The 24,804-nt window shown below is 62.9% G+C and carries 24 protein-coding genes and 1 tRNA gene; 15 read left to right on the top strand and 10 right to left on the bottom strand.

Annotation, left to right across the window (positions count from 1 at the left end; translation table 11 throughout):
- The first annotated feature begins 7 nt into the window (after positions 1–7).
- The 5 genes from AAFP29_RS16810 (at position 8) to AAFP29_RS16790 (ending at position 6,507) form a co-directional block, all read left to right on the top strand.
- On the top strand, positions 8–1,681 hold the full coding sequence (locus AAFP29_RS16810) for a trypsin-like peptidase domain-containing protein (RefSeq protein ID WP_419218535.1): 1,674 nt from the start codon (positions 8–10) through the stop codon (positions 1,679–1,681).
- Positions 1,682–1,752: 71 nt separating this feature from the next.
- On the top strand, positions 1,753–2,349 hold the full coding sequence (locus AAFP29_RS16805) for a MogA/MoaB family molybdenum cofactor biosynthesis protein (protein WP_419218534.1): 597 nt from the start codon (positions 1,753–1,755) through the stop codon (positions 2,347–2,349).
- A 507-nt stretch (positions 2,350–2,856) separates the two neighbouring features.
- A complete protein-coding gene (locus AAFP29_RS16800) occupies positions 2,857–3,480 on the top strand; it encodes an MspA family porin (RefSeq protein WP_419218533.1) in 624 nt (207 codons plus the stop codon).
- Between the two features lie 57 nt (positions 3,481–3,537).
- Positions 3,538–4,191 carry an MspA family porin gene (locus tag AAFP29_RS16795; protein ID WP_419218532.1) on the top strand — a complete coding sequence of 218 codons (654 nt, stop codon included), beginning with the start codon at positions 3,538–3,540 and terminating at the stop codon, positions 4,189–4,191.
- Positions 4,192–4,722: 531 nt separating this feature from the next.
- Entirely contained in the window at positions 4,723–6,507 is a 1,785-nt protein-coding gene (locus AAFP29_RS16790) for an ABC transporter ATP-binding protein (RefSeq protein WP_419218531.1), read from the top strand.
- A 51-nt stretch (positions 6,508–6,558) separates the two neighbouring features.
- Here the strand turns inward: AAFP29_RS16790 and mscL are convergent, their stop codons facing one another.
- Both mscL and AAFP29_RS16780 read right to left on the bottom strand, forming a co-directional pair.
- The gene (mscL, locus tag AAFP29_RS16785) at positions 6,559–7,479 is read right to left on the bottom strand and encodes a large conductance mechanosensitive channel protein MscL (protein ID WP_419218530.1); all 921 of its coding nucleotides are present in this window, start codon (positions 7,477–7,479) and stop codon (positions 6,559–6,561) included.
- Between the two features lie 164 nt (positions 7,480–7,643).
- Entirely contained in the window at positions 7,644–8,303 is a 660-nt protein-coding gene (locus AAFP29_RS16780) for an SAF domain-containing protein (protein ID WP_419218529.1), read from the bottom strand.
- Positions 8,304–8,402: 99 nt separating this feature from the next.
- Between AAFP29_RS16780 and nhaA the strand changes: the two genes are divergently transcribed.
- Positions 8,403–9,680, top strand: coding sequence for a Na+/H+ antiporter NhaA (gene nhaA, locus AAFP29_RS16775; protein ID WP_419218528.1), 1,278 nt, complete (start codon positions 8,403–8,405; stop codon positions 9,678–9,680).
- Positions 9,681–9,750: 70 nt separating this feature from the next.
- Complete coding sequence (locus AAFP29_RS16770; RefSeq protein WP_419218527.1) at positions 9,751–10,047, top strand: FmdB family zinc ribbon protein; 297 nt, start codon at positions 9,751–9,753, stop codon at positions 10,045–10,047.
- A 7-nt stretch (positions 10,048–10,054) separates the two neighbouring features.
- Here AAFP29_RS16770 and AAFP29_RS16765 read toward each other — a convergent pair whose 3' ends face one another.
- Positions 10,055–10,672, bottom strand: coding sequence for a 5-formyltetrahydrofolate cyclo-ligase (locus AAFP29_RS16765; RefSeq protein ID WP_419218526.1), 618 nt, complete (start codon positions 10,670–10,672; stop codon positions 10,055–10,057).
- A 19-nt stretch (positions 10,673–10,691) separates the two neighbouring features.
- On the opposite strand from AAFP29_RS16765, the gene AAFP29_RS16760 reads away from it, so the two are divergent.
- The 4 genes from AAFP29_RS16760 to AAFP29_RS16745 all read left to right on the top strand — a co-directional run bounded on the left by AAFP29_RS16760 (position 10,692) and on the right by AAFP29_RS16745 (position 14,626).
- Positions 10,692–11,630, top strand: a complete 939-nt coding sequence (locus tag AAFP29_RS16760) for a UTP--glucose-1-phosphate uridylyltransferase (RefSeq protein ID WP_419218525.1) — start codon at positions 10,692–10,694, stop codon at positions 11,628–11,630.
- A gap of 181 nt (positions 11,631–11,811) precedes the next feature.
- Positions 11,812–13,098 carry a gephyrin-like molybdotransferase Glp gene (glp, locus tag AAFP29_RS16755; protein WP_419218524.1) on the top strand — a complete coding sequence of 429 codons (1,287 nt, stop codon included), beginning with the start codon at positions 11,812–11,814 and terminating at the stop codon, positions 13,096–13,098.
- A 204-nt stretch (positions 13,099–13,302) separates the two neighbouring features.
- Complete coding sequence (locus AAFP29_RS16750) at positions 13,303–13,956, top strand: GNAT family N-acetyltransferase (protein ID WP_419218523.1); 654 nt, start codon at positions 13,303–13,305, stop codon at positions 13,954–13,956.
- Between the two features lie 16 nt (positions 13,957–13,972).
- On the top strand, positions 13,973–14,626 hold the full coding sequence (locus AAFP29_RS16745; RefSeq protein WP_419218522.1) for an SIMPL domain-containing protein: 654 nt from the start codon (positions 13,973–13,975) through the stop codon (positions 14,624–14,626).
- A gap of 4 nt (positions 14,627–14,630) precedes the next feature.
- Here the strand turns inward: AAFP29_RS16745 and AAFP29_RS16740 are convergent, their stop codons facing one another.
- Genes AAFP29_RS16740 through AAFP29_RS16730 form a run of 3 tightly spaced genes read right to left on the bottom strand, consistent with a single transcriptional unit; the run spans position 14,631 to position 16,746 of the window.
- Positions 14,631–15,212, bottom strand: a complete 582-nt coding sequence (locus AAFP29_RS16740; RefSeq protein ID WP_419218521.1) for a TetR family transcriptional regulator — start codon at positions 15,210–15,212, stop codon at positions 14,631–14,633.
- Between the two features lie 23 nt (positions 15,213–15,235).
- The gene (locus tag AAFP29_RS16735) at positions 15,236–16,030 is read right to left on the bottom strand and encodes an ABC transporter permease (protein ID WP_419218520.1); all 795 of its coding nucleotides are present in this window, start codon (positions 16,028–16,030) and stop codon (positions 15,236–15,238) included.
- Positions 16,027–16,746, bottom strand: a complete 720-nt coding sequence (locus AAFP29_RS16730) for an ABC transporter ATP-binding protein (protein WP_419218519.1) — start codon at positions 16,744–16,746, stop codon at positions 16,027–16,029. The genes AAFP29_RS16735 and AAFP29_RS16730 overlap by 4 nt, the downstream gene beginning before the upstream one ends.
- Positions 16,747–16,946: 200 nt before the next feature.
- On the opposite strand from AAFP29_RS16730, the gene glpR reads away from it, so the two are divergent.
- On the top strand, positions 16,947–18,110 hold the full coding sequence (glpR, locus tag AAFP29_RS16725) for a gephyrin-like molybdotransferase receptor GlpR (protein WP_419218518.1): 1,164 nt from the start codon (positions 16,947–16,949) through the stop codon (positions 18,108–18,110).
- 76 nt (positions 18,111–18,186) lie between these two features.
- Here the strand turns inward: glpR and AAFP29_RS16720 are convergent, their stop codons facing one another.
- Positions 18,187–18,918, bottom strand: a complete 732-nt coding sequence (locus tag AAFP29_RS16720) for a hypothetical protein (RefSeq protein ID WP_419218517.1) — start codon at positions 18,916–18,918, stop codon at positions 18,187–18,189.
- 83 nt (positions 18,919–19,001) lie between these two features.
- On the opposite strand from AAFP29_RS16720, the gene AAFP29_RS16715 reads away from it, so the two are divergent.
- Positions 19,002–19,077 (top strand) — tRNA-Ala (locus AAFP29_RS16715).
- Positions 19,078–19,229: 152 nt separating this feature from the next.
- On the opposite strand, the gene AAFP29_RS16710 is transcribed toward AAFP29_RS16715, so the two are convergent.
- Both AAFP29_RS16710 and AAFP29_RS16705 read right to left on the bottom strand, forming a co-directional pair.
- A complete protein-coding gene (locus AAFP29_RS16710; protein WP_419218516.1) occupies positions 19,230–20,414 on the bottom strand; it encodes a Cmx/CmrA family chloramphenicol efflux MFS transporter in 1,185 nt (394 codons plus the stop codon).
- Positions 20,414–21,166 carry an SDR family oxidoreductase gene (locus AAFP29_RS16705; RefSeq protein WP_419218515.1) on the bottom strand — a complete coding sequence of 251 codons (753 nt, stop codon included), beginning with the start codon at positions 21,164–21,166 and terminating at the stop codon, positions 20,414–20,416. Before AAFP29_RS16705 ends, AAFP29_RS16710 begins: the two co-directional genes overlap by 1 nt.
- A gap of 80 nt (positions 21,167–21,246) precedes the next feature.
- Here AAFP29_RS16705 and AAFP29_RS16700 point away from each other — a divergent pair, with 80 nt between their 5' ends.
- Positions 21,247–21,849, top strand: a complete 603-nt coding sequence (locus AAFP29_RS16700) for a TetR/AcrR family transcriptional regulator (protein ID WP_419218514.1) — start codon at positions 21,247–21,249, stop codon at positions 21,847–21,849.
- Positions 21,850–21,880: 31 nt separating this feature from the next.
- On the opposite strand, the gene rox is transcribed toward AAFP29_RS16700, so the two are convergent.
- Positions 21,881–23,302, bottom strand: coding sequence for a rifampin monooxygenase (gene rox, locus AAFP29_RS16695; protein ID WP_419218513.1), 1,422 nt, complete (start codon positions 23,300–23,302; stop codon positions 21,881–21,883).
- Positions 23,303–23,466: 164 nt separating this feature from the next.
- Here rox and AAFP29_RS16690 point away from each other — a divergent pair, with 164 nt between their 5' ends.
- Positions 23,467–24,756, top strand: coding sequence for an acetyl-CoA C-acetyltransferase (locus AAFP29_RS16690; RefSeq protein WP_419218512.1), 1,290 nt, complete (start codon positions 23,467–23,469; stop codon positions 24,754–24,756).
- Positions 24,757–24,804 lie beyond the last annotated feature (48 nt).

Here is a 24,804-nt window from a genome sequence, read left to right as displayed (position 1 = left end):
GGCGCACATGACCGGCGATGATCGCGACAACGGTGATCAGACCCCCGACCCGTACAGCTACGGGGGTGACCAAAACGGTCAGGGGGCGACGCCGGATCCGAGCGTGACGCCACCGAGCTCGACACCGCCGAATTCGACACCGTCCGGCGGCGACCAATTCGGTTCGGGGACATCGCCTTTCGGCCCGCCTCCGTCGTATCCGCAACAGGGTCCATCGCAGCAGGGGCCATCGCAGCAGGGGCCTCAGCAGCCTTATGGGACTGACCCGTTTGGTTCGCCCCAACAGAATCCATCCGCACAGAATCCATCGCAGCCCAATTCCCCTCAACCGAATGCACCGCAGCGGTTCGGCTACGGGCAGGGTGGTGACTACGGTTCGACCGGCCATGGCCAACACACGGGGTACGGTCAAGGGAACGCGACCGGCGGGCCGCAGTACGGCGAGCAGCCGGCCTATGGCCAGCCATCGGGAGCGCAGCCGCCAGTGGGCTTCGACCCGGCATCGAATCCCTATGGCGCATATGGCCAACAGAGCACCGCACCATTACAGGCTGCGGTGCCTGCTCCGCGTCGAAAGGGTGGCGCCACGGCGGCAATCGCGGTCGGCGCGGTAGCACTCGCGCTCGTCGCCGGTGGCGCGGGCGCAGCGACATATTCCGCGATTGACGACGACACGCCGTCGACGACGATCTCCGGTCCGCTCGGCGGAGATCCCAACGAGTCCAACAAACCGGTCGAGGCGCCCGCCGGCTCGGTTCAGGCCGTTGCTGCCAGTGTGTTGCCGACCGTGGTTTCGGTGCTGGTGCGCGAAGGCAATGTCGAGGGCGAGGGTTCGGGCGTGATCCTGGACGACAACGGCACCATCATGACCAACAATCACGTCGTGAGTGCCGGCGGCGACCGGCCGGCGAGCAATGTGACCGTCGCGTTCAACGATGGTTCACGTGCGAAGGCGACGGTGGTCGGCACCGACGCGATCTCCGACATCGCAGTCATCAAGGTGAACAAGTCTGGCTTGCAGAAGATCAGCATCGGGACGTCGAAGAATTTGGCTGTCGGGCAGAACGTGATCGCGATCGGTTCGCCACTCGGCCTGGCCGGCACGGTGACCACCGGGATTATTTCCTCGCTCAATCGTCCGGTGTCAACGTCGCGGACCGGCGGTACCACTTCGGTGATCGACGCCATCCAAACCGATGCCGCGATCAATCCAGGCAACTCCGGTGGTGCGCTGGTCAACGCGCGTGGCGCACTGATTGGTCTCAACACAGCGATCGCGACGACCGGTGGCGGCGATTCCAGTGGCACCGCCCGGTCGGGCAGCATCGGTCTGGGCTTCGCGATTCCGGTAGACCAAGCTATCCAGGTTGCCAACCAGTTGATCAAGACTGGGAAGGCTCAGCATTCGAGCCTTGGGGTGTCGGTTCGTTCCGATACGACCGATGCCACGTTGGCTGGCGCGCAGGTGTCCGAGGTGACTGCGAACGGCGCGGCGGCCAAAGCGGGTATTCCCAACGGAGCGGTGATCACTAAATTCGGTGATCGCACGATTTCCTCGGGAGACGCGCTTGTTGCCGCGGTACGGTCTTATGAGCCTGGCGATGTCGTGCCTGTCACCTACACCGCGGGCGGACAGACTAAGACCGTCCAGGTAACCCTGGGCACGCTGCCGGCCAAGTAGAGGCCGTCGACTTCCATTTGTTTGTATAGATATCTAACTCATCGTCATAAGTCGTCGAAAGGCCTGTCGCAATGTCTGACCTGGTTCCCGATGTTTCCACTCCCGTCCCCGACGCAGCGGCCGATGATGCCGCCGACGCGGCCGCGCGCGAGTTCGCTCAGCGTCGTGGCTCCGCGTCGGCACCAGACGGTTCAGAGGTCGGTCGGGCGTTGGTCGTTGTGGTCGGCGACCGCGCGGCACACGGTGATGGGGATACCGCACTCGGCTCGCTGATCGTCGAATTGCTGGAGGAGGCCGACTTCCATGCTGACGCCACGGTCGTCGTCTCCGGCGATGAAGTGGAAATCCGCAACGCTCTCAATACCGCCGTCATCGGCGGCGTCGACTTGGTGATCTCGGTTGGCGGTGTCGGTGTCGGAGCACGGGATGTAACCCCCGAAGCGACCGAAGCGCTCCTCGATCGTCGTCTGCCTGGCATCGAAGAGGCGGTCCGCAGTTCGGGACTGGCCGCGGGTGCTACTGACGCGGGCCTTTCACGGGGTCTTGCCGGCATCTCCGGACAGACATTGGTGGTGAACCTCGCCGACTCGCGGGCCGCTGTCCGCGACGGTATGGCGACCGTGACGATGTTGGCTAGGCACGTCATTGAGTCCATTAGCGACTTCTGAGTCCGACCGTTGACCGAATCGGGTGACCCGACGTGCGGCGGGGATACGGGCGATCCCGACTCGATTAGCGACGCTAAGCAACCCGGCAACATATCACAGCGAAATGAACCCCTCGGTGAGAATTCGCGCAGGCGGCAGCGCCTAGCCGACATTTTCGGCGATGACCTGCCGTCTCAAACCGCCGATGATCGTGATGAAGGTCACATCGGCGCTCCGGTTGAGTGGTATCAAGCCAACCGACCGCCACATTACGAATAACGCATGTACCTGCAAACATGCTTTGGGCTGTGAGTTTTCCTGGTGTTTACTTTCCATATTTCGCTATTCGCATGTAAATACTAAATATCGGAAAGATTAAATCTTCTTATATAAGTGCGTTCATGTTGCTCAGCATTCTCTTAACCCGATAACGTTTCGGCCAAGCTCGCAGTCGCCGACTGCGGGCGAACGTGTGAATATCGGCTCGCGCAAGTTGGGGTCGCAGCCCATTCCGGTGAGAGGGAACGAATGAAGATCAGCAAGCTTGGCATGCGTCGCGCAGCCGCGGCCGCCGCTGTCGCTGCGGTCGCCGCAGTTGGTTTGTCCAGCATGGGTGCGGGTGGGGCCGCAGCCGGAAAGCTGCCCAATGGCTACAAGAAGGTCACCGGCATCGATGGTCAGGTCGTGCAGACCTGGCGTACCGGCGAATACGCCTTCGCGCAGCAGTCGGAGGCGCATAACGGCGCCGGTCGTTCGGCACGGGTATCGGGTACCTACACGTCGAAGATTTCCAAGGGCGGCGGCAACGTCGAGGTTGGTTATTTGGTCGGCTGCCAGGTGAATCTGGGTAGCTTGGATGCGGGTATTTCCATCTCGGCTACTCCGTCGATCGGGGCATCGCTTTCCCTGCCCCTGTCGCCCGGCGAGATCAAGAAGGTCTCAGTTACCGACAAAGACTTCAAGAACAATCTGGTGAGTCTGCAGTTCTCCGGTGTGGAGATCGACGTGCAGGGTTGCGGTGGTTTCGCGCAGGCGCGTTCCTACGTCAAGGTCCTGGCAGCCGATGGCTACAACACCGACGAGGGCACCGTGAACGGCGAGGGCAGTGCTGTCCAGTCCACGCTCTACGGCAAGCCATTCAGCCTCGGCTGATCTCGGCGATCTGACCATCCAGACCTTCTAACCCTGAACTGAACCCAAAGGGGAATCATGAACAAGACCTTTACTCGTCGCCTCGCTGCGGCTGCCGGTATCGCCGGTGTCGCGTTGATGGGGCTCACCACGGTCGGTGCCGGTGGCGCGACCGCAGGCAAACTACCCGGCGGCCACGTTGCTAAGAAACTCATCGACGGCTCCACCGTCAACGCTCGTCTGTACGACGAGTTCGTCAACTACCGCGCCGGTAACGTCGCCAATATCGCGACCAGCCGCGAGGTGTGGGTATCCGGCAAGATCGCCGTCAATATCGGCGGTGGCGCCGAGGGTGGCGTAATCGCTGGCGGCTACGTCGTCGGTTGCCAGGTGAACCTCTCTGGCGTATCGGGCGGAAGCGAAGGAAGCGTTGACAGCGGCGGTACACCGTCCGCTTCGGGCAGCGCATCGATTTCGCTCGGCCCCGGCCAAGCCGGCTTCGTGCCGATTATCGAAACCACCTCGGGTGACTACACCACCTACAAGGATTACGAAGTCAGTGACTTCACCTTCAAGGGCAACCGTGGCGGCGTCGCATTCAGCCAAGAAGGCTTCCGTCTGAATGGGTGTGCTGGTTACGCTTCGGCGCGTGCGCGTTTCACCGTCAAGGTGAGCACGGACTCGGTCAAGGGCGTTATCACCTTGTGGGGCAAGCCGTTCAGCATCGGCTGATAATTGCTCCGGTAATCAAACGACTCAGCGCGGTAACCGATTCGGTTACCGCGCTGAGTCGTTTTATGCGCGGAGCACGAGTCAAGTGGCAAGTGTCAGCATCCTGGTAGGAATCGCCAATAATTGCCAGAAATCAACGGGACTAAACCCTTTACCAGCGATTAGTGACGATCCGAACTCCCAGTCATCGCACAGCGACTTTCCAGACAATCGTTCTAGGGTTCTTACTGGCACTTCGGATGGAAGCATTCGATCGATCTTGTGTCTACCGTTGCGGATGTTCGTCGCGATTCGGTGACGAATTACCGAATCCGTGGTCTTCGCCGCGGTTAACACAGGAGATATCTATGCCTCGTGGTCCTCGTCAGCCCCAGCACCAGCCCCGCGGCCGTCACGGCAATCCGGGTCGGCCGCACCGTGGCCCGAAGCCGGGGCGTCGCCCGGGACCGGCGCCACGCCGGGTGCCGCCACTCGGCTTCTTCGGTTCATAAGGAGTAGTCGCATCACCGCAGTACGTTGAAGGAGAGTCGCGTGACACCGCAGTCAGCCACAATCGGAGTCGCCGACTCTCCAGCATCGGTCACGTCGTTGATCGACCAGCCCGAGCTTTCCTTCCCGTCGAGCGATCCGTGGCATCCGACGCTGACAGTGTTCTCGGCGATGCGACGATTCTCGCCGTATATGTCGGAACTGTGGGGAAAATTGGCCGCCGCTGTCGGTCTGCAGTTCCTCGACGTTCTGGCCAGTGTCGCGGTCGTCTATCTATTCGCGCATATCGTCGACGACGTACTGGCGACTGGCGATCTCCATGCCCTCATCGCTCCGATGGTGTGGTGGATCGTGGTGACTCTCGCGGGCGCGGCGGCATCCTATTTCGGCAGTATTCTCGCCGAGGTCGTTACCGAACGGATGCTGCTGCGCCTGCGTACTGATCTGTATGCGCACACTCAACGGCTCGCGCCGCATACCCGTCGGCAGTTCCAGACCGGCGATCTCATCGCCCGGCACAGCAGCGACGTCGACGAGGTGGAACAACTCGTCTCCTCGGGTATCGTGTCGGGAATTATCGCCGCTGCGTCAGTTGTCGCCTATGCCGTTGCGGCGGTGTGGGTTCGCTGGGATTTGGCGTTGATCGCCTTTGTCCTCGCTCCGGTGTTGTGGTTGGTTGCCCGACGATTCGGCCGGATCCTCAAGCGCGCCTCGCGGACTGAGCGAGCGGCCAACGGCGAGATCTCGTCCCTCATTGCCGAGGGCATCGACAACGGGCACGCCATCGCGGCGGATAACCAGTCAGGCGCCGATCAGGCCCGCGTACAACGGCAGAGCTACCGCTGGATGCGCGCGCGGGTATCGGAGGCGAAAGCCGGCGAGGCATTTCAGCAATCGGTGGTTGTCGTCGAATTACTATGCATGCTTGGTGTTTTGGCGCTCGGCGCGTGGCAGATCTCGGAAGGTCGGACCACCATCGGCGGTCTGATCGCACTGACCGGTTATCTCGGGTACCTCTACCCGCAGATTCAGGCGCTCGGCGGTCTGGCCGTTCAGGTGACGTCGGCGACGGCGAGCGCGGAGCGGGTCGCACAGTTGCTCGACGAGCCCGCCGGCCTATCCGACGATGTCGAGGTGGCTGCACCGATCACTTCTTCCGCCCACCGGCACGACGTCGGGGCGCGAGTCGATTTTCGTAGCGTCGGATTCGGTTATCCCGGCGCGGATACCCGTGTGCTCGAAGACTTTTCGCTGACTGTCCAGCCGGGTGAATGTATCGCGCTCACCGGCGCCAGTGGCACCGGAAAGACAACGCTTACGCATCTGCTGTTGCGTTTCTACGACCCCGACGAGGGATCGGTTGAAGTAGACGGCATCGACTTGCGTGCGCGACGGCTGACCGATGCCCGCGCGGGCACGACACTGTTGCCGCAGCGGATCGCCATCTTCCACGGCACTATCGCCGACAACATCGCCTTCGGTCGCCCCGACGCCGACCGCGCGGCCATTGTCGACGCCGCGCAAGCCGCCGACGCCGACGGATTCATTCGCGGTTTGCCCGATGGCTACGACACCGAATTGCGCGATTCGGGTGCGAATCTCAGTGGCGGACAACGCCAACGAATCGCATTGGCCCGCGCGTTCCTGCGCGATACGCCGGTCTTGGTACTCGATGAGCCGACTACCGGACTCGATCGGGAGACTGCCGACCGCATCCTGGGCCCGTTGCGGCGCCTCGCGTCGGGCCGCACGACGATCATCATCACCCACGATCCGTTCGTAGCGGCGATGGCCGACCGGACAGTGGTGCTCGAGACGCCAGCGTAGAGCAAAAGAACCGCCCCCACGCTGTGGAGGCGGTTCTTTCAATTCGACGAACTAGCGCGAATGGCGTCCCGGGGCATCCGGGTCGCCACCCTGAGCCGGGAATCCGCCCGACGGTGGGTAATCCGACGGTGGGTAATCCGACGGGGGGAAGTCCGATGGGGGGAAATTCGACGGGGGGAAACTCGGCGGTGGCGTGTTGCCCTGCCCCTGCGGAGGGTAATTACCCTGCGGCGGAGGAGGATAGCTGCCCTGGCCGGGTCCCGGTGCGGGACTGGGCGGGGCGTAACCACCGCCGGCCGGCGCTGCCGGCGGCGGGCCCTGGGGCGGCTGCGACGGCTGGACAGCAGGTCCGGGGAACCGATGGGTCTGAAGCGGAATCGCGCCCGACGGCGGACCGCCCAGATCGCGAGACGGCACGATGGCCGGTCCGTCCGACCCGGGATATCCCTGAGGTGTGAATCCCTGCTGCGGTCCACCGGCGGGCGGCTGCGGGCCACGGCCGAATGGACCACTTTCGAACGATTCACTGTCGGACGCTGGCCGATTCGCATCGGCCTCGGCGACCGTCTTGGCTTTGGCCTTGGCGGCGGCCTCCGGGTCGAGGATGTCGCGGATCTCGGTCAGGAGTGCGACCTCGACCTGCTCAGCATCGTCCTTGGTGAAGCCGGCCAACGCCGACAGCTTGTTGTACGGCAGCACGATGATGAAGTAGACCACTGCCGCGACGATGATGAAGTTGACTACCGCTGTAATCACCGCGCCGATATCGACGAAGGTGTTCGCGTTGTCGGTGATCTTGAAGCCGAGTCCGTCAGCCTTATCCGTGCCGATCGGGATGGCATTGATCAGAGGCTGGATGATCTTCGTGGTGAAGGCAGTGACGATGGCGGTGAATGCGGCACCAATGATGACCGCAGTGGCCAACTCAACGACATTGCCTTTGAGTATGAATTCCTTGAATCCCTTAAGCACGCTGTGCGGTCCTCTCGTGTAGATTCCGCTCTCGATTGCAGCACTGGGTAGTTCGGGGGTTCGTCCTTCGCGAGGCTAAACCTAAGGTTGATCTTAAACCAATAGGATCATTCGACAGTGAATGTGATGCACATTCGACACAGATGACCTAAAAGTGCGGCAAGTCAATGTAGGACAACCGTCAGGGCGGTTTTCAGCCCGGCCGTTGCCACCCGGTGGGCGTCACGACCACTCATCGCAAGCAGAATCGGCCGTATACCAGTGGAATTGCCGGTTATTCCGCTACTTCGCCTGGCGACGCCCAGTGCTACGACGGCGTCGCGCGCGAGCAGTTCCGATGTTTCGTCGAGTACGTCGACGACGTCACCTTCGCGAAGGAGATCAGCGACGGCGTCGTCGGCGAGTCGGACGGGTACCAGCCGCGAATCTCGTATTCCGCGCAATGCCGCGGGTAGACGTGACGACAGCAGGCGGACATCGGTCACGATCTCGCCCGCACGCACCGCGCCGGTTACCGTTCGACCGACGCCGTCTGCCGACAGGCGCAGCGCACCGTCGGGCAAGTTCGTGCCCGCGATGCGTCGTATGGTGAGGTCGGAGGCCGCCAGGACGCGGCCCGGAAGCAGGTCATGCGCGGCAGCCACCACCGATTGTCCTTGTGCGGCACGGTGATCGGCGACGGTCACGACCGTGGCTATGGCTACTAACCCGATGGCGACGGCGCGTCGGACTATCACCGCCCGCGCCCACCCGGGCCGCAGCCAGGCAGCTACCCGGTCAGCCCAACGGGGCGCCAGTCGGCCGGAGAGGCTGTCGAATTGCATGTCGCACAACATAGTTGGGAAAACAGCGGGCGTAGCACTGTCTCTTGGGTTATCCACTACGGTTCGCTTGGCGACAAATCTGTGGATAAGGTCGCAGACATGGTTGATGCGCCGGTACATCCGGATCGGTTGGCGACGCTTCGGCGTCGGCTCTCCGCGGAGACCACCGGCGGTGTGTTACTACTGATCGCCTCGGCGATCGCGTTGATTTGGGCGAATTCGCCCTGGCGCGAGGCGTATTCGCAGCTAGTGGCCGTCCAAGTTGGCCCGAGTGGGCTGGGGCTGCACCTCAGTCTGGGACAGTGGGCCGCCGACGGACTGCTGGCGATTTTCTTCTTCGTTGTCGGCGTTGAGCTGAAACACGAGATCGTCGCGGGCAGCCTCCGGCAGCCACGACTGGCCGGCGTTCCGATCGCAGCGGCGGTGGGTGGCATGGCTGTTCCCGCCGCGTTCTTCGTCGTGATCGTCGGCCTACGCGGCGGCGATTCAGATCTGTTGCGCGGCTGGGCAATCCCCACCGCCACCGATATTGCCTTCGCGGTGGCGGTGCTCGCCGTCTTCGGTCGGGGCCTGCCGATCGCATTACGAACCTTCCTGCTGACACTTGCGGTCGTCGACGACCTTCTCGGCATCGTCGTCATCGCCACCGTCTACACGGACACAATCGATGCCGTGGCCCTCGCCGGTGCCCTCGCGGTGATCATGGCATTCGGGGCGGTGGTGCGGATGGATTCGGCCCGACTCCGGTTTGTGCGGCCACCGATACTGATCGCGCTCGCTGTGGTCGCCTGGGGTCTGATGCACGAGTCCGGAGTTCACGCCACGGTGGCCGGCGTGTTGCTCGGCTTCACGGTGCCCGCCATCGCACGGGGCGGCGACGCTGCTCCGACGACATCGATCGAACACGCGGTGCGACCGTTCTCGACCGTTGCCGCGGTGCCGGTGTTCGCCTTCTTCGCGGCTGGAGTCTCGGTAGTCGGAGCGCAGGGTGGACTGTCGTCGATGCTGTCATCGCCGGTGACCGCGGGGATTGTGGCGGGTCTGGTGGTCGGCAAGGTTGTCGGCGTGATGGGGACGACCGCGCTGGTCACCCGACTGACGCCGCTGCGATTGCCCGACGCCGTCGGCCTGCGTGACTTGCTGCCGGTCGGAGTGCTGACCGGGATGGGTTTCACGGTGTCATTGTTGATCGCCGAACTTTCCTTTCCCGATGGCACGGACCACGACGCGGCCAAGGTCGCGATTCTGATCGGGACCGTAGTGGCGGCTGTCATCGGAGCGGTTGCACTGCGGTGGGACGCGCATCGGGCCAGGTCAGCGGATATGAATCTGGATGGAGTCGTGGATAGGGACACCGCCGTCATCGGCGAGAGTTAGCACTCGGAATGTTCGAGTGCCATTTTCGGTTAGACTGACAGACGCAAACATTGATCTTCCGGAGGTTTCGGTGCCAACCTACTCGTATGCCTGCACGGAGTGCGACAACAAGTTCGACATTGTTCAGTCGTTCTCTGACGACTCGCTGACCGTCTGCCCGGAGTGTTCCGGCAAGCTACGTAAGCTGTTCAGCCAGGTCGGCATCGTGTTCAAGGGCAGCGGTTTCTACCGCACCGACAACCGCTCGTCGAATAGCTCGACCTCGTCGGGATCGTCGAGCGATTCCGCGTCGAGCAGTTCTTCATCGAGTTCGGATTCGTCGTCGAGCAGTTCGACGACCACGAAGACCGCTGCTGCGGCGTCGTAGCGCCCCGCTAGCCCAGTTCTACGAATCCACTGCCGGGCGTCAACGCCCATCCAACCCGGATGTCGGTCGATTCTTCGGGAAGCTCGTCGACCAGTTCATCGTCGTACACGACGGCGACCAACTCGGCATCGACACCGCTCAGACTCCGGTCGTAGTAGCCCGCTCCGCGGCCAAGGCGCACTCCGCGCCGATCGACGCCGAGAGCCGGCACAAAGATGACATCGACGGTATCGAGCACGCCGCTTCCCAAGGATGTGCCCGCTGGCTCAAGCAAACCGAATCGACGCGTCTCCAACGAATCCTGGCCGTCGTATGAAATCCACTCCAACGGTGCTGGTTTACCGTCGGGGACGAGTGGCACCAATACGCGGACGTCACGGTCGGCGAGAGCGTCGAGGAAGCTCAACGACCCCGGCTCGGTCCCGACGGGGATATACGCGGCCACCGTCACGTCATATTCCAGCCTGAATGGTGCCGAATAGACCCATTCGGACAGGTTGGCCGCCGCCTGTTCCCGCGCGAAGAGCGACATCGCGTCGCGTCGCGCCGACAATTCCGCCCGCCGCTGCACTTTGGCTGCGTTCCCAGTCACTTCGCACCCTCTCGCCCGGAGGTTCAAAGCCATCGGCATTAGGCTGACGGCTATGGCACGCACCGAGAGTACCGATCTAGACGACGACAAACCGATTGCCCCGCCGATTCCGCGGACCGCTGTTGTTCCCGCCGCAGGTCTGGGTACTCGATTCCTGCCGGCGACCAAGACGGTTCCGAAGGAATTGTTGCCCGTTGTCGACACTCCAGGAATCGAATTGGTCGCTGAGGAGGCGAAGTCGGCTGGCGCCGAGCGACTGTTGATCGTTACCTCGCCGGGCAAAGACGGCGTGGTCGCGCACTTTGTCGAAGATCTGGTTCTGGAGAGCACGCTGGCCAAACGCGGCAAGCAGGCAATGCTGGCCAAGGTGCGCAATGCGCCATCGTTGCTGGAAGTGGCCTCGGTGGTTCAGGACAAGCCGCTCGGCCTGGGTCACGCGGTGGGTTGTGTAGAGCAGTACCTGACTGATGACGAGGATGCGATAGCGGTCCTGTTGCCCGATGACCTCGTACTACCCGGCGGTGTCCTGGAAGTGATGGCTCGCACTCGTGCACGACGCGGCGGATCGGTGCTCTGCGCGATCGAGGTCCCCGACGAGCAGATCAGCGCCTACGGAGTATTCGATGTCGAGCAGTTACCCGACGCGAAGAATCCCAACGTGATGCGGTTGCGCGGAATGGTCGAGAAGCCCAAACGCGAAGACGCACCGTCGAATTTCGCGGCCGCGGGTCGATATATCTTGGACCGCAAGATCTTTGACGCCCTCCGCCGGATCAAGCCCGGCGCGGGCGGCGAGTTGCAGCTGACAGACGCCATCGCCCTGCTCATCGAGGAGGGCGAGCCGGTACACGTGGTTGTTCACCGCGGTACTCGCCACGACCTCGGCAATCCGGGGGGATACCTCAAAGCCGCAGTCGATTTCGCGCTCGATCGCGATGATTACGGTCCTGAATTGCGTGCCTGGCTGACGCAGCGACTCGGCGTTAAGTAGCTCGCGCCGTACATTGCCACCTGGTCCCAGGTGTATTCGGCGCGTCCAGTGAACCAACCGACACGGTGTGCCTCCCCGCGTTGACAGCTTGTGGCGTATAACGTTTCAGGCTGAAGAGGACCGGCTGTGACCGGCGCCGGGAGCACAACGCGGGCCGAGTGACACTGTTTGAGGAGGCGAAATGCGTTCTGTCGATGATCATCTGGCGTTGATCACGTCGGCAGCGGTGATGCCTCGTCCGGTGAAGGTAGCGATCTCGGAAGCTCAGGGCCTGCTTTGTGCTGAAGAAGTGGTTACCCAACGCCCGCTCCCAGGTTTCGACCAAGCTGCCGTCGATGGTTACGCGGTCCGCGCCGTCGACGTTGTAGCGGCCGGCCAGACTCCAGAGGATCTCGACGTCGGCGACGCGGATGTCGATGTCGATGGTGAGCCGATGATGGTCAAACTGCCTGTCGTCGGCGAGGTCGAACCGGGATCCCGTACGCCGACACGACTGCAGCCACGGCAGGCGGTCCGGGTGGAAACGGGTGCGCCGCTGCCGACTCTCGCCGACGCCGTGGTCCCGTTGCGCTGGACCGATGGTGGGGTCCAGACGGTCAGTGTCGGGCAGTCGGTCGATTCGGGTGCATACGTCCGCCGCGTCGGCGACGACGTGCAGCCGGGGGACGTAGCGGTCCGCGAAGGCATGATCATCGGGCCCGCGCAGGTGGGGTTGTTGGCCGCGGTCGGACAGGCACGCGTGTTGGTTCACCCCCGTCCGCGACTGTCGGTGATCGCAATCGGCAATGAACTCGTCGATATCGACCGCGTCCCCGGTCCGGGCCAGGTGTACGACGTGAACAGCTACGCGCTCGCCGCGGCCGCACGTGATGCCGGAGCTGACGTCAACCGTGTCGGTATTGCGGAGCGCGAGTTGTCACGCCTTCGTGAAGTGGTTGAGGCGCAGATGATTCGCTCGGAGATCGTCGTGCTGTGCGGTGCGGTCGGAGGTGCGGCGTCGCGTGCGGTCGCCGACGCGCTGGGTGAACTGGGCGACCTCGAAATCGTCCGCGTCGCAATGCATCCCGGTTCCGTGCAGGGGTTCGGTCGCCTCGGCCGAGACGATGTGCCCACCTTCCTGCTGCCCGCTAATCCGGTTAGTGCGCTGGTCTGCTTCGAAGTAATGGTGCGGCCGTTGATCCGTATCGCACTTGGCAAACGGCAGCCCATGCGTCGGGTGATCAAGGCACGCACAATTGGGCCGATTCTGTCGGTCGAGGGGCGGACCGGATATCTGCGCGGGCAGTTGATGCGCGATGAGCGGACGGGCGACTATCTCGTCCAGGTGATCGGCGGCTCGCCGACCGGGACGTCGCATCTGTTGGCTGAGCTGGCCGAGGCGAACTGTTTGATTGTGGTGAACTCCGATACCGAAGAGTTGCGGACCGGCGATGAGGTAGATGTGATGTTCCTGGCCCAGCGAGGCTAGGCCGCGTCGGAACTGATTGCGCCGCACCATCTTCGTTAGCCGGGGTCGACGACTGCCGGGGAAGCCGGTCGCCGTGGACCCGCAGATGCTGGATGAGCGGCTGCGCGGCGCTGTGGAAACCGGTTTTCCGCCGTCCCTTGGCGCGAACGACACATTTTCTGTCTCGCGTACCAAAGCTGTCGATCCGATGACTAGACTGGCCGAGTGTTCTCGTGGTCCAAATCGCACGTACACCCGGGGTGGCCGGCCACCCTGGGACCGCTGCGCGTTGCCGGTGGATTGGTGACCGTTCGTCCGGTGAGACTCCGCGACGCCGCACGGTGGAGCGATCTCCGACTGCGTAATCAGAACGCTTTGCTGCCCTGGGAACCCACGGCGCCGGGGTCGTGGGCGCAACGCCATCAGCGTAGCAATTGGGGTCCGTTATTCTCAGTGCTCCGTTCGGAAGCCAAACGGGGGACGTTGCTGCCGTTGGTGATCGAGGTCGACGGCGAATATGTCGGACAACTGACGATCGGCAACGTTCAGCGTGGCGCTGTGCGCAGCGCATGGATCGGCTACTGGATCGATTCTGAGCACTACGGAAATGGAATCGCCACTGCCGCAGTCGCTCTGGGCGTCGACCATGCGTTTGGCCCAGTCGGGCTGCATCGTCTGGAGGCAACAGTGCAGCCGTCGAATAGCGCATCGCAGGCGGTGCTCACCAAGATCGGGTTTCGACGCGAAGGGCTGCTTGAACGCTACATGGATGTGAATTCCCGCTGGCGCGACCATATTCTGTTCGCGCTGACCGCCGACGAACTGATGGGCAGTGCCGCTGAAAGTCTGGTCCGGCTCGGGCGGGCCAATTACTCCTGACGGTTATGGTGGCACCATGACTGAATTCGTTGTCCGCGGAACCGCGTCGCAGATCTACTCGGCCGAGTGTGTCTCGGTTCCACTGACGGCCGAATTCGAGGAGTTGAAAAGTGTTGCCGCGCACGAGAAAGCAGTGGCGCTGCAAAGTCGGCTGATTTCCGCCGTGCGCGAGCTTGAGACCGCGGGGTCGGTGCGTAACTGGAGTTCGGATCGCGTACGCAGTCGCAGCTATCGGCCGACCGACCACGACGGAAGATTGCAGCCGCCGATTTATCGCACGTCGATCTCGGTGTCGGTGGAGTTCACCGACTTCGACGCCCTCGCACCGTTCATGGACGCCTGGGGTGCCCGTGATGGGGTGCAGATCGGCGAATTGCATTGGGCGGTACTACGTGAGAATCGCGACGCCTACGAAGCCGACGTGCGTTCCCAGGCCGTTCGCAACGCAATCGCCAAAGCTCAGGCGTATGCCGATGCCGTCGATGCGGGTGCCGTCCGAGCGTTGGCACTTGGCGATCCGGGGATGCTCTCGACAGGTGTGTCGAGCAATGGGCCGGTGGTGCGCGCGGCGATGTTCGCGGCTCCGGCCGGAGGCCACGCATTGGAGATTCAGTCCGATGGGGTCGAGATCAGTGTAAGTGTGGATGCGCGTTTCGTCGCGGGCGAGTAGCGCCTCACAACTCGCCGGTCAGATATCGCTGCAGCGTCGGCCCTACTTTCCGCGCGACGTCGTCGAGTGGCATCGACGCGATCGGTTCCAGCTCGACGACGTAGCGGGTCACGATCAACCCAAGCATCTGAGTAGCCAATAGGGACGTGCGGATTTCCGCGTCATCCTCGACGCGTTGGGCGATATTCGTCAAAATGATCTCGCCGAGGAAGGACCGGATAATGCCGGCGTCGGGGGCGGCCAGCGTGGTCTTCAACAAGGCAACACCGGCACTGCGCAATTCGCCATCCCATACGCCCAGGACGACTCGAATCAGTTGAACGCCAAGGTGTTCCACATCGACTGAGCTGAGTTCGGCGAGGATCTCCGCCGGGTCGACCGGGATGGCGACTGCTTCCAGGAAGAGCTTGTGTTTTGTACCGAAATAGTGGTGGACGAGGGCGGCATCGACGCCGGCCGCGCTCGCGATTGCCCGTACCGACGTCTTGTCGAAGCCATCGCGGGCAAAGAGTTCGCGTGCGCCGTGCAGGATCGCACCCCGTGTGTCCGGGTCACCGGGGCGTCGGCCGCTGCGTCGAGTAGTCATGGCGTCACTACGGTAGCGGCTGTCTACGGAGTGCGTCGTCGCAGTGTGGCCGCCGCCAGGGCGAGCGCGACGACGATACATGCCGCGACGATGACGATGTCGCGCCACATGATGGCGGTCGGGGACTGATGACTGGCGACCTCTTGTAGGGCTTGTACCGCGTAGGTCAGTGGCATCACGCGCGACAACGCCTCCATCCATCCTGGTAGCTGATCGCGTGGAACGAATAGGCCGCATAGGAATAGCTGAGGAATGACGACGATGGGCAGAAATTGCACGGCCTGAAATTCGGTCTGGGCGAAAGCGCTGCACAGTAGACCCAATCCGACGCCGAGCATGGCGTCGAGCATTGCGATTACGAAAACCCACAGCACCGACCCTTGAGTCTGCAGCCCGAGCAGCCAGAACGAGACTCCGGAGGCCAGGATCGCCTGTACCGCGGCGACAACGGAGAACGCGATGCCGTAGCCGCCCAGGAGGTCGAGACGGCTGATCGGAGTGGTCAGCAACCTCTCCAATGTTCCCGACCGACGTTCGCGGAGCATCGCGATCGACGTGATGAGAAACATCGTGACGAACGGCAGGATGCCCAGCATTATGATCCCGATGGCGTCGAATTCGGTTGTGCCACCGGGAAGTGCGGGCTGTTCGGAAAACATGAAGTAGAGCAGCGTCATTAGCAGCAGCGGAATCATCATGATCAACCCGATGGTGCGAGGGTCGGCGCGCAGCTGTCGTAGAACCCGGATTGCCGTTGCACCCAGAAGCTTCGGGTGTATCGGCGATCTGCTGGACGCGTGGGCGGTGACGATAGTCATGCCGCGGACTCCTCGATGAGGGTGAGGAACGCGTCCTCAAGGTTGGATTGCCCAGTGCGCGAGCGTAGTTCGAGGGGGGTCAACTGCGAAACCAGCCGACCATCGCGCATCAGGATCAGGTTGTCGCAGTGCGCGGCCTCATCCATGACGTGGCTGGACACCAGCAGCGTCACTCCGGATTCGGCGAGGCCCGCGAAGCGGGCCCACAGGTCGGCGCGTAAGACCGGATCGAGTCCAACGGTCGGCTCATCGAGGATCAGTAGCTTGGGTTGAGTGACCAGCGCGCAAGCGATCGACACTCGATTCACCTGTCCGCCCGACAGATCCGACGTCGGATGCGGGCCATAGCTGGTGAGGTCGACTGCCGCCATAGCCTCGTCGATGTGTTCCTCGGCGTCGAACAGGGTCGCGAAATAGCGCACATTCTGTTCAACGGTGAGGTCGGTGTACACCGACGCCGACTGGGTCACGTAGCCGACATGACGGCGCAATATCGCGGAGCCGGCCGGGTGGCCGAGCACTTCGATGGTTCCCTCGACGTTGCCTTGAGTGCCGACGATTGAGCGCATCAGGGTGGTCTTTCCGCAACCCGACGGCCCAAACAGACCCGTGATCGAACCCTGCGGGATGGTGACGGTGAGGTCGTCGACGGCGGTAATCGAGCCGCGGCGCACGGTGACTCGTTCGCATGCGATGGCGGGTGGGGAGGTGTTCATCTATGCCTCAATTCATCGTGCGTTGAATTCACCTAACGATGAATTTACTCCCGCTGGTCGTCGAGGGTCAACAGGTTTCTTGGCAAGTCCTGAGAAACCTGATCCGCGTCGGCGCGCCGCCACCGGTCCTGACCGCCGGAGCAATAGATTGTGTGGTGGATTCTTGTGACTCGGGTTAACCAATGTGAGAGGAGAGTCGAATGCCGAACTCGGTGTTGTGGGTAGGGCTGGTGGCCATCTGGCTCTTCGTCTTGGTCCCGATGTTCATCAAGGGACGTCCGGAGGTCGCCAAGACCACCGAAGCCGTCCGGCGGACCCGTTTGCTGCACCGTGGCGGAGCGGTGCGAGCGAAATCGCGAAGCCGTATCGCGTCCGGCGCCCATCCGCATGATGCGTCTTACAAGCGAACTGTGAAGGCGGCGATGTCGGCCAAAGCCGCGGCGGCCGCTGACGCGAAGGCTGCCGAAGCGGACTCGTCGAGTGATGACGCCGATGCCGAATCCGTCGGCGCCGTCGCCTATGAAGAAAAGACCGTCGAGATGAAGAAAGTCGCTCCGGTGACTGTCGACGCGGAATTGGTCGAAGACGATGCCGCCGAAGATGTTGTGGCCGAGGATGATTCGATCGTCGATGCTGAGTACGACGACAGTTCCGAGGATGTCACCGAGGTGATCGACGTCGTAGGTGAGGATTCCGACGCCGAGTATGACGACGACCTTGACGAGGATGCCGAGTATAACGACGAACTCGATGAGGACGCTGAGTACGTCGACGAACTCGATGAGAACGCTGAGTATGACGACGATCTCGACGGAGATGCCGAGTATGACGACTACGACGATGACCTGGAAACCGTTGCCGCGCAAGATCACGATGACGTTGAGTCGGAGCAGGAACAGGGTTCACGGCCGCGTGGGCGGGGTGGCTACAACCCGGAACTAGACCAAAGCCGTGGCGACGTCCGGTACCGCGAACGCCAGCGGGTGTTGATCGGACTGCTGGCCCTGACTCTGCTCGCGGTGGGAGCGGGTGTGCTGTTCGGCATGATCGGTTGGATCGCGACGGGTGTCGCGGTTGTGGCGTTGACCGCCTATCTCGCCTATCTGCGACGAGCGGTGCGCACCGAAGCGCAGATCCGTAAGCAGCGGACGGCACGCTTGGAGAAGTCACGTCGTGAAGCCGACGCGCGTCGCCGCCGCGAGATCGCCGAACCTGAACTCGCCGAACGCATTCCGCGTCGACTACGCCGACCGGGGTCGGTTGTCCTGGAGATCGACGACGACGATCCGATATTCGAGCACCTGCCGCCGTTCCAGCGTCGTCGGGTGATGCGCGAGGACGAGGATTTCCGCCGCGTCGGTTAGCCCACAGACTCAGTTACGAGAACATGCCCCATCCGCGGGTCGGGTGGGGCATGTTCGTGTCTGTGTGCGTCGCGCTCTAGTCGTCGATTGGTGAGATCGAGTCGGGATGATCGACAATCCAGCGTCGACCCAGCGATGCCGCGCGACTGAGTGCGAGCCGTTCGCCGAGATAGGAGAACGGTCCGCCAATGATCGGGATAAGGCGAAGTGCCTCAAAGGGTTTCGCCGGACCGGGGCGTCGATCCAGCTCGCCGGACAGACTGCGCAGAGTCTGTGCGACATTCCATACCGTCGCGATCAGCGAGCGTCCGCCGGTGGGTATCGCCGACGTCGCGCGGCCCGCGGCGTGTGCGTCGATGGTCCGACCGCACAGCACCGCCGCCAACAGCTCCACTTGATACTGCGGCTCGACCACTTCGTATTCGCGTGCGATGGCGACCAACACTATCGCCTGGTTGGCGAAGCCGAGCAGTGCCGTCACCGGCAGGTAGCGCGCCCAGAACCCGAAAACGCTGGGGAAGGCAACGCCGACCGTATTCAGCGCTCCGACGCGAGTGACCCACCACTGCGCACGTTCCTTCATCGATAGCTCGGTCCAGCCGGCGGTGCCCGGCCAGTCCGCGAAATCCAGTGGGGTAGAGGCGAGATGGATCGCCTGATGGCTGCGCGGACCGTCGGGCCAAGGGTGATAGGTGTGCTTCTTGAGGCCCAGGACGTCGCGCTCGGCGAGGAGGTCGAGGACCGGGTTGATCGCAGCGACAGCCTTGTCGAGGATGGCGACGACCTGGTCGTCGGAAAGTTCAGCCACGCCACCACGGTAGGCGACCGGCGAATGCGACGCCGCTCGGGACGGCTGATAAAGTGTCGAAGGCTGGCCTGAAGAGGCCACCAGGGGCTATGGCGCAGTTGGTAGCGCGACTCGTTCGCATCGAGTAGGTCGGGAGTTCGATTCTCCCTAGCTCCACCACGAGACCCCCTCTCACCTGCGACGGAGCAGGAGCGAGGGGGTCTTGCCGTATTCGAACTGAAAGCAGACGGCCAGGACAATTGCTGTGTGCGTGCGGTATGGCGTCGAGTGCACCGCTGAGAAAGAGCGGGGCCTCGGATGCGGGGTGTTCTTCATCCGACACTCGCGTGCTCGACTGGAGCCGACCGCGGCTGAACACGTCGCACAACCCACGTATCCAACCCCCACAACACCAACGCCAACCCCGCGACCCCGGCCCCGATCCACGGGACAACCGGGTAGTCATACCCCGCTGCCAGTGCCAGCCCGCCCAGCCACGGCCCGGCCGTGATCCCGACATTGAACGCCGACACATTCCCAGACACGGCAAGGGTGGGAGCCTCCGGTGCAATGGCCGCGAACCGCGAATTCAAAGCCGGATTCGTGCCGAAGCCGAGCAGGCCAAGAGTGACGATCAAGACAATAGTCGCGCCGACATGATGTGCTGCGAGCGCGAGCAACGCCGAGGTCAACATCAACCCGGTGAACCCCGCCCCGAGTATCGCTCGCGGGAACCGGTCAGCCGTCTGCCCGCCGATCGTGATTCCGATCAGCGCGCCCAACCCGTATCCGAACAGGACCGCAGGTACCCAGGCTGGATCCAGGCCGGTGGTCGTGATCAACATCGCCGCCAGATAGGAGAACGTACCGATCAACGCGGTCGTCGAGACAGCGGTCATCGCATACGACAACCACAATCGGGGTGGTCGAAGACCGCGCAGTTCGGCACGGATGCTCGGCGGCTCATCGGTCCGCAACGTCGGCACCGCGACAACGACAGCGACGGCAGCGACAATTGACAGCACGGCAACCGTCCAAAACGCTCCGCGCCAGCCAAGATGTTGTCCTATCCACGTGCCAACGGGTAGTCCAATGACGGTCGCGACGGTGAGCCCGCCCGCGACGACGCTCATCGCCTGGCCCCGACGTTCCGGCCCGGCCAACGTCATCGCCGTACTCCCGCCGACGGCCCAGAATCCGGCGTAGGCGAACGCACTCACAAATCGCATCGCGAAAAGGACTCCATAGCTGTCGGTGAGTGCGCTGATCACGTGTCCGACGATGAACACCCCCAGAAAGGCGAGCAACGCAAGCCGCCTGGGCCATCGCAGCGTGATGATCGCGAGCACTGGCGCACCCACCAGCATGCCCAGCGCGAACGCGCTGATTAGCCAGCCGGCTTGGGGGATGGTCACATTGAGGTCGTCGGCCAACTCCGGCAGCAGACCGGCGAGCATGAGTTCGCTTGTGCCCTGGGCGAAGATGCCGAAACCGATGATCCAAATCGCACGCGGCATCAGAGCAACGACCCTCCGCTCGCGTCGATCCACTGTCCAGTAACCCATCGCGCGTCGTCGGAAGCAAGAAAGGCCACGATGTCGGAGATATCCTCGGGCTCGGCTACCCGTCCGAGCGGTGAGCGTGACGCAATCGCTTGTCGCCCTTCGTCAGTCGCTAGCCGGGTCGCGTTCATATCGGTCGCGGTCGCGCCGGGGCCAATGGCGTTGACCGTGATACCCCGCGGCCCAAGATATTTCGCGAGACCTGCGGTGAACGCGTCCACCGCCGCCTTCGACATCGCGTAGGGCAGCAGGTCGGGATTGCGTAGCCCGTGGGTGAACGATGTCGAGACATTCACGATCCGGCCGCCGTCGCGCAGCCTCGACAATCCGCTCTGAGCGATGAAGAATGGCGCGGTGGTGTTGACCGCGAAAACCTCTTCGTAACTTGACCTTTCGACGTCGGGGAACGGGGTCCGCGCGCCGAGTGTGCCAGCGTTGTTCACCAGAATGTCGAGGCCCTCGGCCTGTGCGTCGAATGCCGACCACAGCAGGGCGACGCCATCTGGGGACCCGAGCTCCGCGCCGATCGCGAATGCGGAACCGCCGCGCCCCTCCACCTCGTCGACGACGCGATATGCCGCATCTGTGCTCGTGCCGTAGTGGACCGCGACCCGTGCGCCGTCGGCCGCGAGACGTAGAGCGATAGCGCGTCCGATCCCGCGCCCCGCCCCGGTGACCAATGCTGTCTTACCCGTCAACCTCGACATTTGGAGAACCCCTTTTTGTAGCGGTCGCTAGTTTAAGGTGAGCGTAGCAGATTGTGTAGCGGACGGTATAAAATGGCAGTATGGCTTCTACACCGACACGTGGCCGACCTCGTGCCTTCGATCGCGACATAGCGCTCGACCAGGCGATCCGCCTGTTCTGGCGCAAGGGATACGAGGCGACATCGGTCCGCGATCTCAGCGACGAACTCGGGATCGGACAGCCGAGCCTCTACAACGCCTTCGGTGGTAAGCGAGCGCTATTCGACGAGGCGGTCGGTGTCTACGACAGCGAATACGGCGGTTTCATCGTCGCTGCGCTGACCGAAGAACCTACCGCGCGGGAGGCAATCCGCCGCATCTTGTCCGAGGCTCCCGGCAGATACACCCGACGGGGATTGCCGCGGGGATGTCTGGTCGCATACGGTGACGCGGGTACCGACGACCCGGAGGTTCGTGCCGCACTTACGAAGATGCGTGAGGGCAACACGACCGCATTGCGTCGCAAATGTGACAGTGATGTCGATGCGGGCAGGCTCCCCGCTGATACCGATACGGCTGCTGTGGCCGGCTATGTAATGGCGATACTCAACGGTTTGGCGCAGCGTGCTCGCGACGGAGCCACGAGGCGTGAGCTCGACGGTATCGCTCGCGTGGCGGCCGAGGCGGTGCCGACGTTCACGTAGCCGACGTCGACGTGGCGCCCGGCAACCAGCCCTATCTCGTTCCGAACCACCTATCCAACGTCGACTCGAGCCCCAACTGGTCATCGCCGACCCACGCCACGTAACCATCGGGGCGCAAAAGTATTGCGGGAAAGTCGATTTCGGCGTCGGCGTCGACGACGTGATCGACGCGATATCGCCACGAGCCGACTGACAATTTCCCCGTCCGATCGATTAGCAATCCACGCCCGGAGCGCATCAGCCGATACAAATTGCCGCCAGTCAGTCCGACGTCCCGGAGTCGTCGGCCGACGAGGTCGGGCCCATCGCCGAAGTCGTACCGGATCGAAATCGCGGTTATCTTCTCGATCAAATATCGCGCGACATCGTCGAAGTCCATCAGCTCGGTGAACAAGCGCCGCACCGACTGCGGGCCCGCGTCGGTGGACATCAACACCGCCTGCGCGCGCGTGTTGTCAAGGACGTCGGCGGCCACCGGATGCCGTTCGGATTCGTAGGTATCGAGCAGATCCGCGGGTGCCCAACCGTTGATCTGTGCGGCCAGCTTCCAGCCCAGGTTGAAAGCGTCTTGAACACCTAGGTTCAATCCTTGCCCGCCCATCGGCGGATGGATATGTGCGGCGTCACCGGCGAGAAACACTCGCCCGCGACGGTACCGCTCAGCTTGCCGAGTCGCGTCGCCGAAGCGTGAGAGCCAACGAGGCGAATGAACGCCGAAGTCGGTGCCAGCGACGAGGAGGAGCTGCTGTTTGATGTCATTGAGGGTCGGTGGTGCGGTGCGCCCGTCAGCGACATCGGCGGCGGGAACCACCAGGCGATACGTTCCCGTACCCGACGGGCCGATGCCGAACCGTTTCTGTGTTAGGCGGATTTCGGCGACCTTCGCGGCAAGTTCATCGGCTGGCATCGTCACGTCCACTTCGGCGATCAGCGTGTCGGCCGTCGATGGCTCGCCGGGAAACTCGATGTCCAGCAGCTTGCGTACGGTGCTCCGCCCGCCATCGCACCCGACCAGATATTGTCCGGAAAGTGTTGTGCCGTTGGATAATTCGACGCTCACCGCATCGTCGTCCTGATCGATCGCGACGACGCGCTGACCCCGACGCAGGTCAGCGCCGACGGCGACGGCATGTTCGGCGAGGATCCGATCGATAGTCGGCTGCGGTATGCCGAGGACAAATCCGTGGGCGGTGTCGAGGTTCGGCGGTTGAGGGCGTGATATTCCCGCGAAGAATCCGTTGAGTGGGTACTTCTTGCCCTCCGCGAGAAAATCTTCCAGTAGGCCGCGTTGTTCCATGATCTCGATAGTGCGAACGTGAATGCCCAATGCGCGGACGAAGGGCGTGGGTTCCTCATTCTGTTCTAGGACAACGACGTCGACCCCCTGCAGTCGTAACTCGCCAGCCAGCATCAACCCCGTCGGTCCGGCACCGACGACGATCACATCACTCATCAAACCCCTCCTGAATTCGGTTGCGGCCAGAAGAGTTTGCACCATCACCGGGGCCTTGCGGCAAGCCCCCGATCACGCGATATGGTGAAACTGGCGGAAGTGGAACCAACCTTTACATCACCCAATGTAAAGGTTGGCCGACGTTTCTACTACAGTCACTGGCCATGACCACACGCCAGCTCACGCCCGTCTATGTTCTGGGCGGCAATCGCATACCTTTCGCGCGTTCCAATGGCGCCTATCTTGGCGAGACAAACCAGTCGATGTTGACCGCGACCCTGTCTGGCCTGGTCGAGAGATTCGACTTGCGTGGCCAACACCTCGGTGAGGTCGCCGGCGGCGCGGTCGTGAAACTCGCGCGAGACCACAGTCTCACCCGCGAAGCGCTCCTCGACACCGAACTGTCGCGTGCGACGCCCACCGTCGACATGCAGCAACAATGTGCGACCGGCGGGCAAACCGTTGTGCATATCGCCAACAAGATCGCCTGTGGCCAAATCGAATCCGGCGTCGCCTGTGGTGCCGACACGACCTCTGATCCGCCGATCGGGTTCGGTCCGCGGCTGCGCGATCGTCTCGTGCGGATCAACGCTGCCCGGTCGACGGTGGAGATGGCCAAGCAGGCGGTTCGGATCCCGTTGTCACTCGACTTCGACATTCCGAGCCCCGCCGAGCGTCGGACGAACCTGACTCCCGGTGCGGCACAGGCGATTACCGGTGCGGCGTGGGGTATTGAGCGAGCCGAGCAGGACGAGATCGCCCTGAACTCGCATAAGAATCTTGCCGCCGCGTATGACGGCGGATTCTTCGATGACCTGGTAACCCCCTTCGCGGGTCTCGCCGAGGATGACAATCTGCGTCGTGGCCTCTCCGTGCAACGGCTCGCGGGACTCAAACCGTGTTTCGGCGGCCCGGACGGCACGATGACCGCCGCCAATTCGACGACGCTGACCGACGGCGCGTCGTCGGTCCTGATGGGCACCGACAAGTGGGCATCCGAGCGTGGGTTGACGCCGTTGGCGCGGATTGTCGACGCTCAGAGCTGGGGTGTCGACTACGCCGATGGAGACCCTAAGACCCAGGGCGTTCTGATGGCGCCGGTCTATGCGGTGAACGAATTGCTGCGCCGCAACGAGTTGACGCTACAAGATTTCGACTTCTACGAGATACATGAAGCCTTTGCCTCCCAGGTCCTTTCGACGCTAGCCGCGTGGAACGACGCAGAGTTCTGCCGCGATCATCTGGGCCTGGACGCGCCGCTTGGCGCAATCGATCGTGTTCGACTCAATGTTGTCGGCGGCTCCTTGGCGACCGGTCACCCATTCGGCGCGACCGGCGGACGGATTGTCGCGACAGTGTCAAAGCTATTGGCGCAAAAGGGGAGTGGGCGTGCCCTGGTGTCGATTTGTGCGGGTAGCGGAATGTCGGTCGCGATGATCGTCGAGGCGGTCTGAGCTCGGTGCGGACATGTGACAACATACGACTCGTCCACAAAACGGCGC

The organism is Gordonia sp. CPCC 205333 (assembly GCF_048537885.1).
Taxonomy (GTDB): Bacteria; Actinomycetota; Actinomycetes; order Mycobacteriales; family Mycobacteriaceae; genus Gordonia.
This window is presented reverse-complemented; position numbering and strand designations above follow the sequence as displayed.

What these genes read in the sequence shown, in the direction of transcription:
- AAFP29_RS16735 (WP_419218520.1), bottom strand. Translation starts at nt 16,030, where the DNA reads ATGACTATCGTCACCGCCCACGCGTCCAGCAGATCGCCGATACACCCG.
- AAFP29_RS16805 (WP_419218534.1), top strand. Translation starts at nt 1,753, where the DNA reads ATGTCTGACCTGGTTCCCGATGTTTCCACTCCCGTCCCCGACGCAGCG.
- AAFP29_RS16800 (WP_419218533.1), top strand. Translation starts at nt 2,857, where the DNA reads ATGAAGATCAGCAAGCTTGGCATGCGTCGCGCAGCCGCGGCCGCCGCT.
- AAFP29_RS16710 (WP_419218516.1), bottom strand. Translation starts at nt 20,414, where the DNA reads ATGCCGCGTGCGATTTGGATCATCGGTTTCGGCATCTTCGCCCAGGGC.
- rox (WP_419218513.1), bottom strand. Translation starts at nt 23,302, where the DNA reads ATGAGTGATGTGATCGTCGTCGGTGCCGGACCGACGGGGTTGATGCTG.
- AAFP29_RS16795 (WP_419218532.1), top strand. Translation starts at nt 3,538, where the DNA reads ATGAACAAGACCTTTACTCGTCGCCTCGCTGCGGCTGCCGGTATCGCC.
- AAFP29_RS16690 (WP_419218512.1), top strand. Translation starts at nt 23,467, where the DNA reads ATGACCACACGCCAGCTCACGCCCGTCTATGTTCTGGGCGGCAATCGC.
- AAFP29_RS16780 (WP_419218529.1), bottom strand. Translation starts at nt 8,303, where the DNA reads ATGCAATTCGACAGCCTCTCCGGCCGACTGGCGCCCCGTTGGGCTGAC.
- glpR (WP_419218518.1), top strand. Translation starts at nt 16,947, where the DNA reads ATGCCGAACTCGGTGTTGTGGGTAGGGCTGGTGGCCATCTGGCTCTTC.
- AAFP29_RS16765 (WP_419218526.1), bottom strand. Translation starts at nt 10,672, where the DNA reads ATGGCTTTGAACCTCCGGGCGAGAGGGTGCGAAGTGACTGGGAACGCA.
- AAFP29_RS16810 (WP_419218535.1), top strand. Translation starts at nt 8, where the DNA reads ATGACCGGCGATGATCGCGACAACGGTGATCAGACCCCCGACCCGTAC.
- AAFP29_RS16700 (WP_419218514.1), top strand. Translation starts at nt 21,247, where the DNA reads ATGGCTTCTACACCGACACGTGGCCGACCTCGTGCCTTCGATCGCGAC.
- glp (WP_419218524.1), top strand. Translation starts at nt 11,812, where the DNA reads ATGCGTTCTGTCGATGATCATCTGGCGTTGATCACGTCGGCAGCGGTG.
- AAFP29_RS16760 (WP_419218525.1), top strand. Translation starts at nt 10,692, where the DNA reads ATGGCACGCACCGAGAGTACCGATCTAGACGACGACAAACCGATTGCC.
- AAFP29_RS16705 (WP_419218515.1), bottom strand. Translation starts at nt 21,166, where the DNA reads ATGTCGAGGTTGACGGGTAAGACAGCATTGGTCACCGGGGCGGGGCGC.
- AAFP29_RS16730 (WP_419218519.1), bottom strand. Translation starts at nt 16,746, where the DNA reads ATGAACACCTCCCCACCCGCCATCGCATGCGAACGAGTCACCGTGCGC.
- nhaA (WP_419218528.1), top strand. Translation starts at nt 8,403, where the DNA reads ATGGTTGATGCGCCGGTACATCCGGATCGGTTGGCGACGCTTCGGCGT.
- AAFP29_RS16745 (WP_419218522.1), top strand. Translation starts at nt 13,973, where the DNA reads ATGACTGAATTCGTTGTCCGCGGAACCGCGTCGCAGATCTACTCGGCC.
- AAFP29_RS16740 (WP_419218521.1), bottom strand. Translation starts at nt 15,212, where the DNA reads ATGACTACTCGACGCAGCGGCCGACGCCCCGGTGACCCGGACACACGG.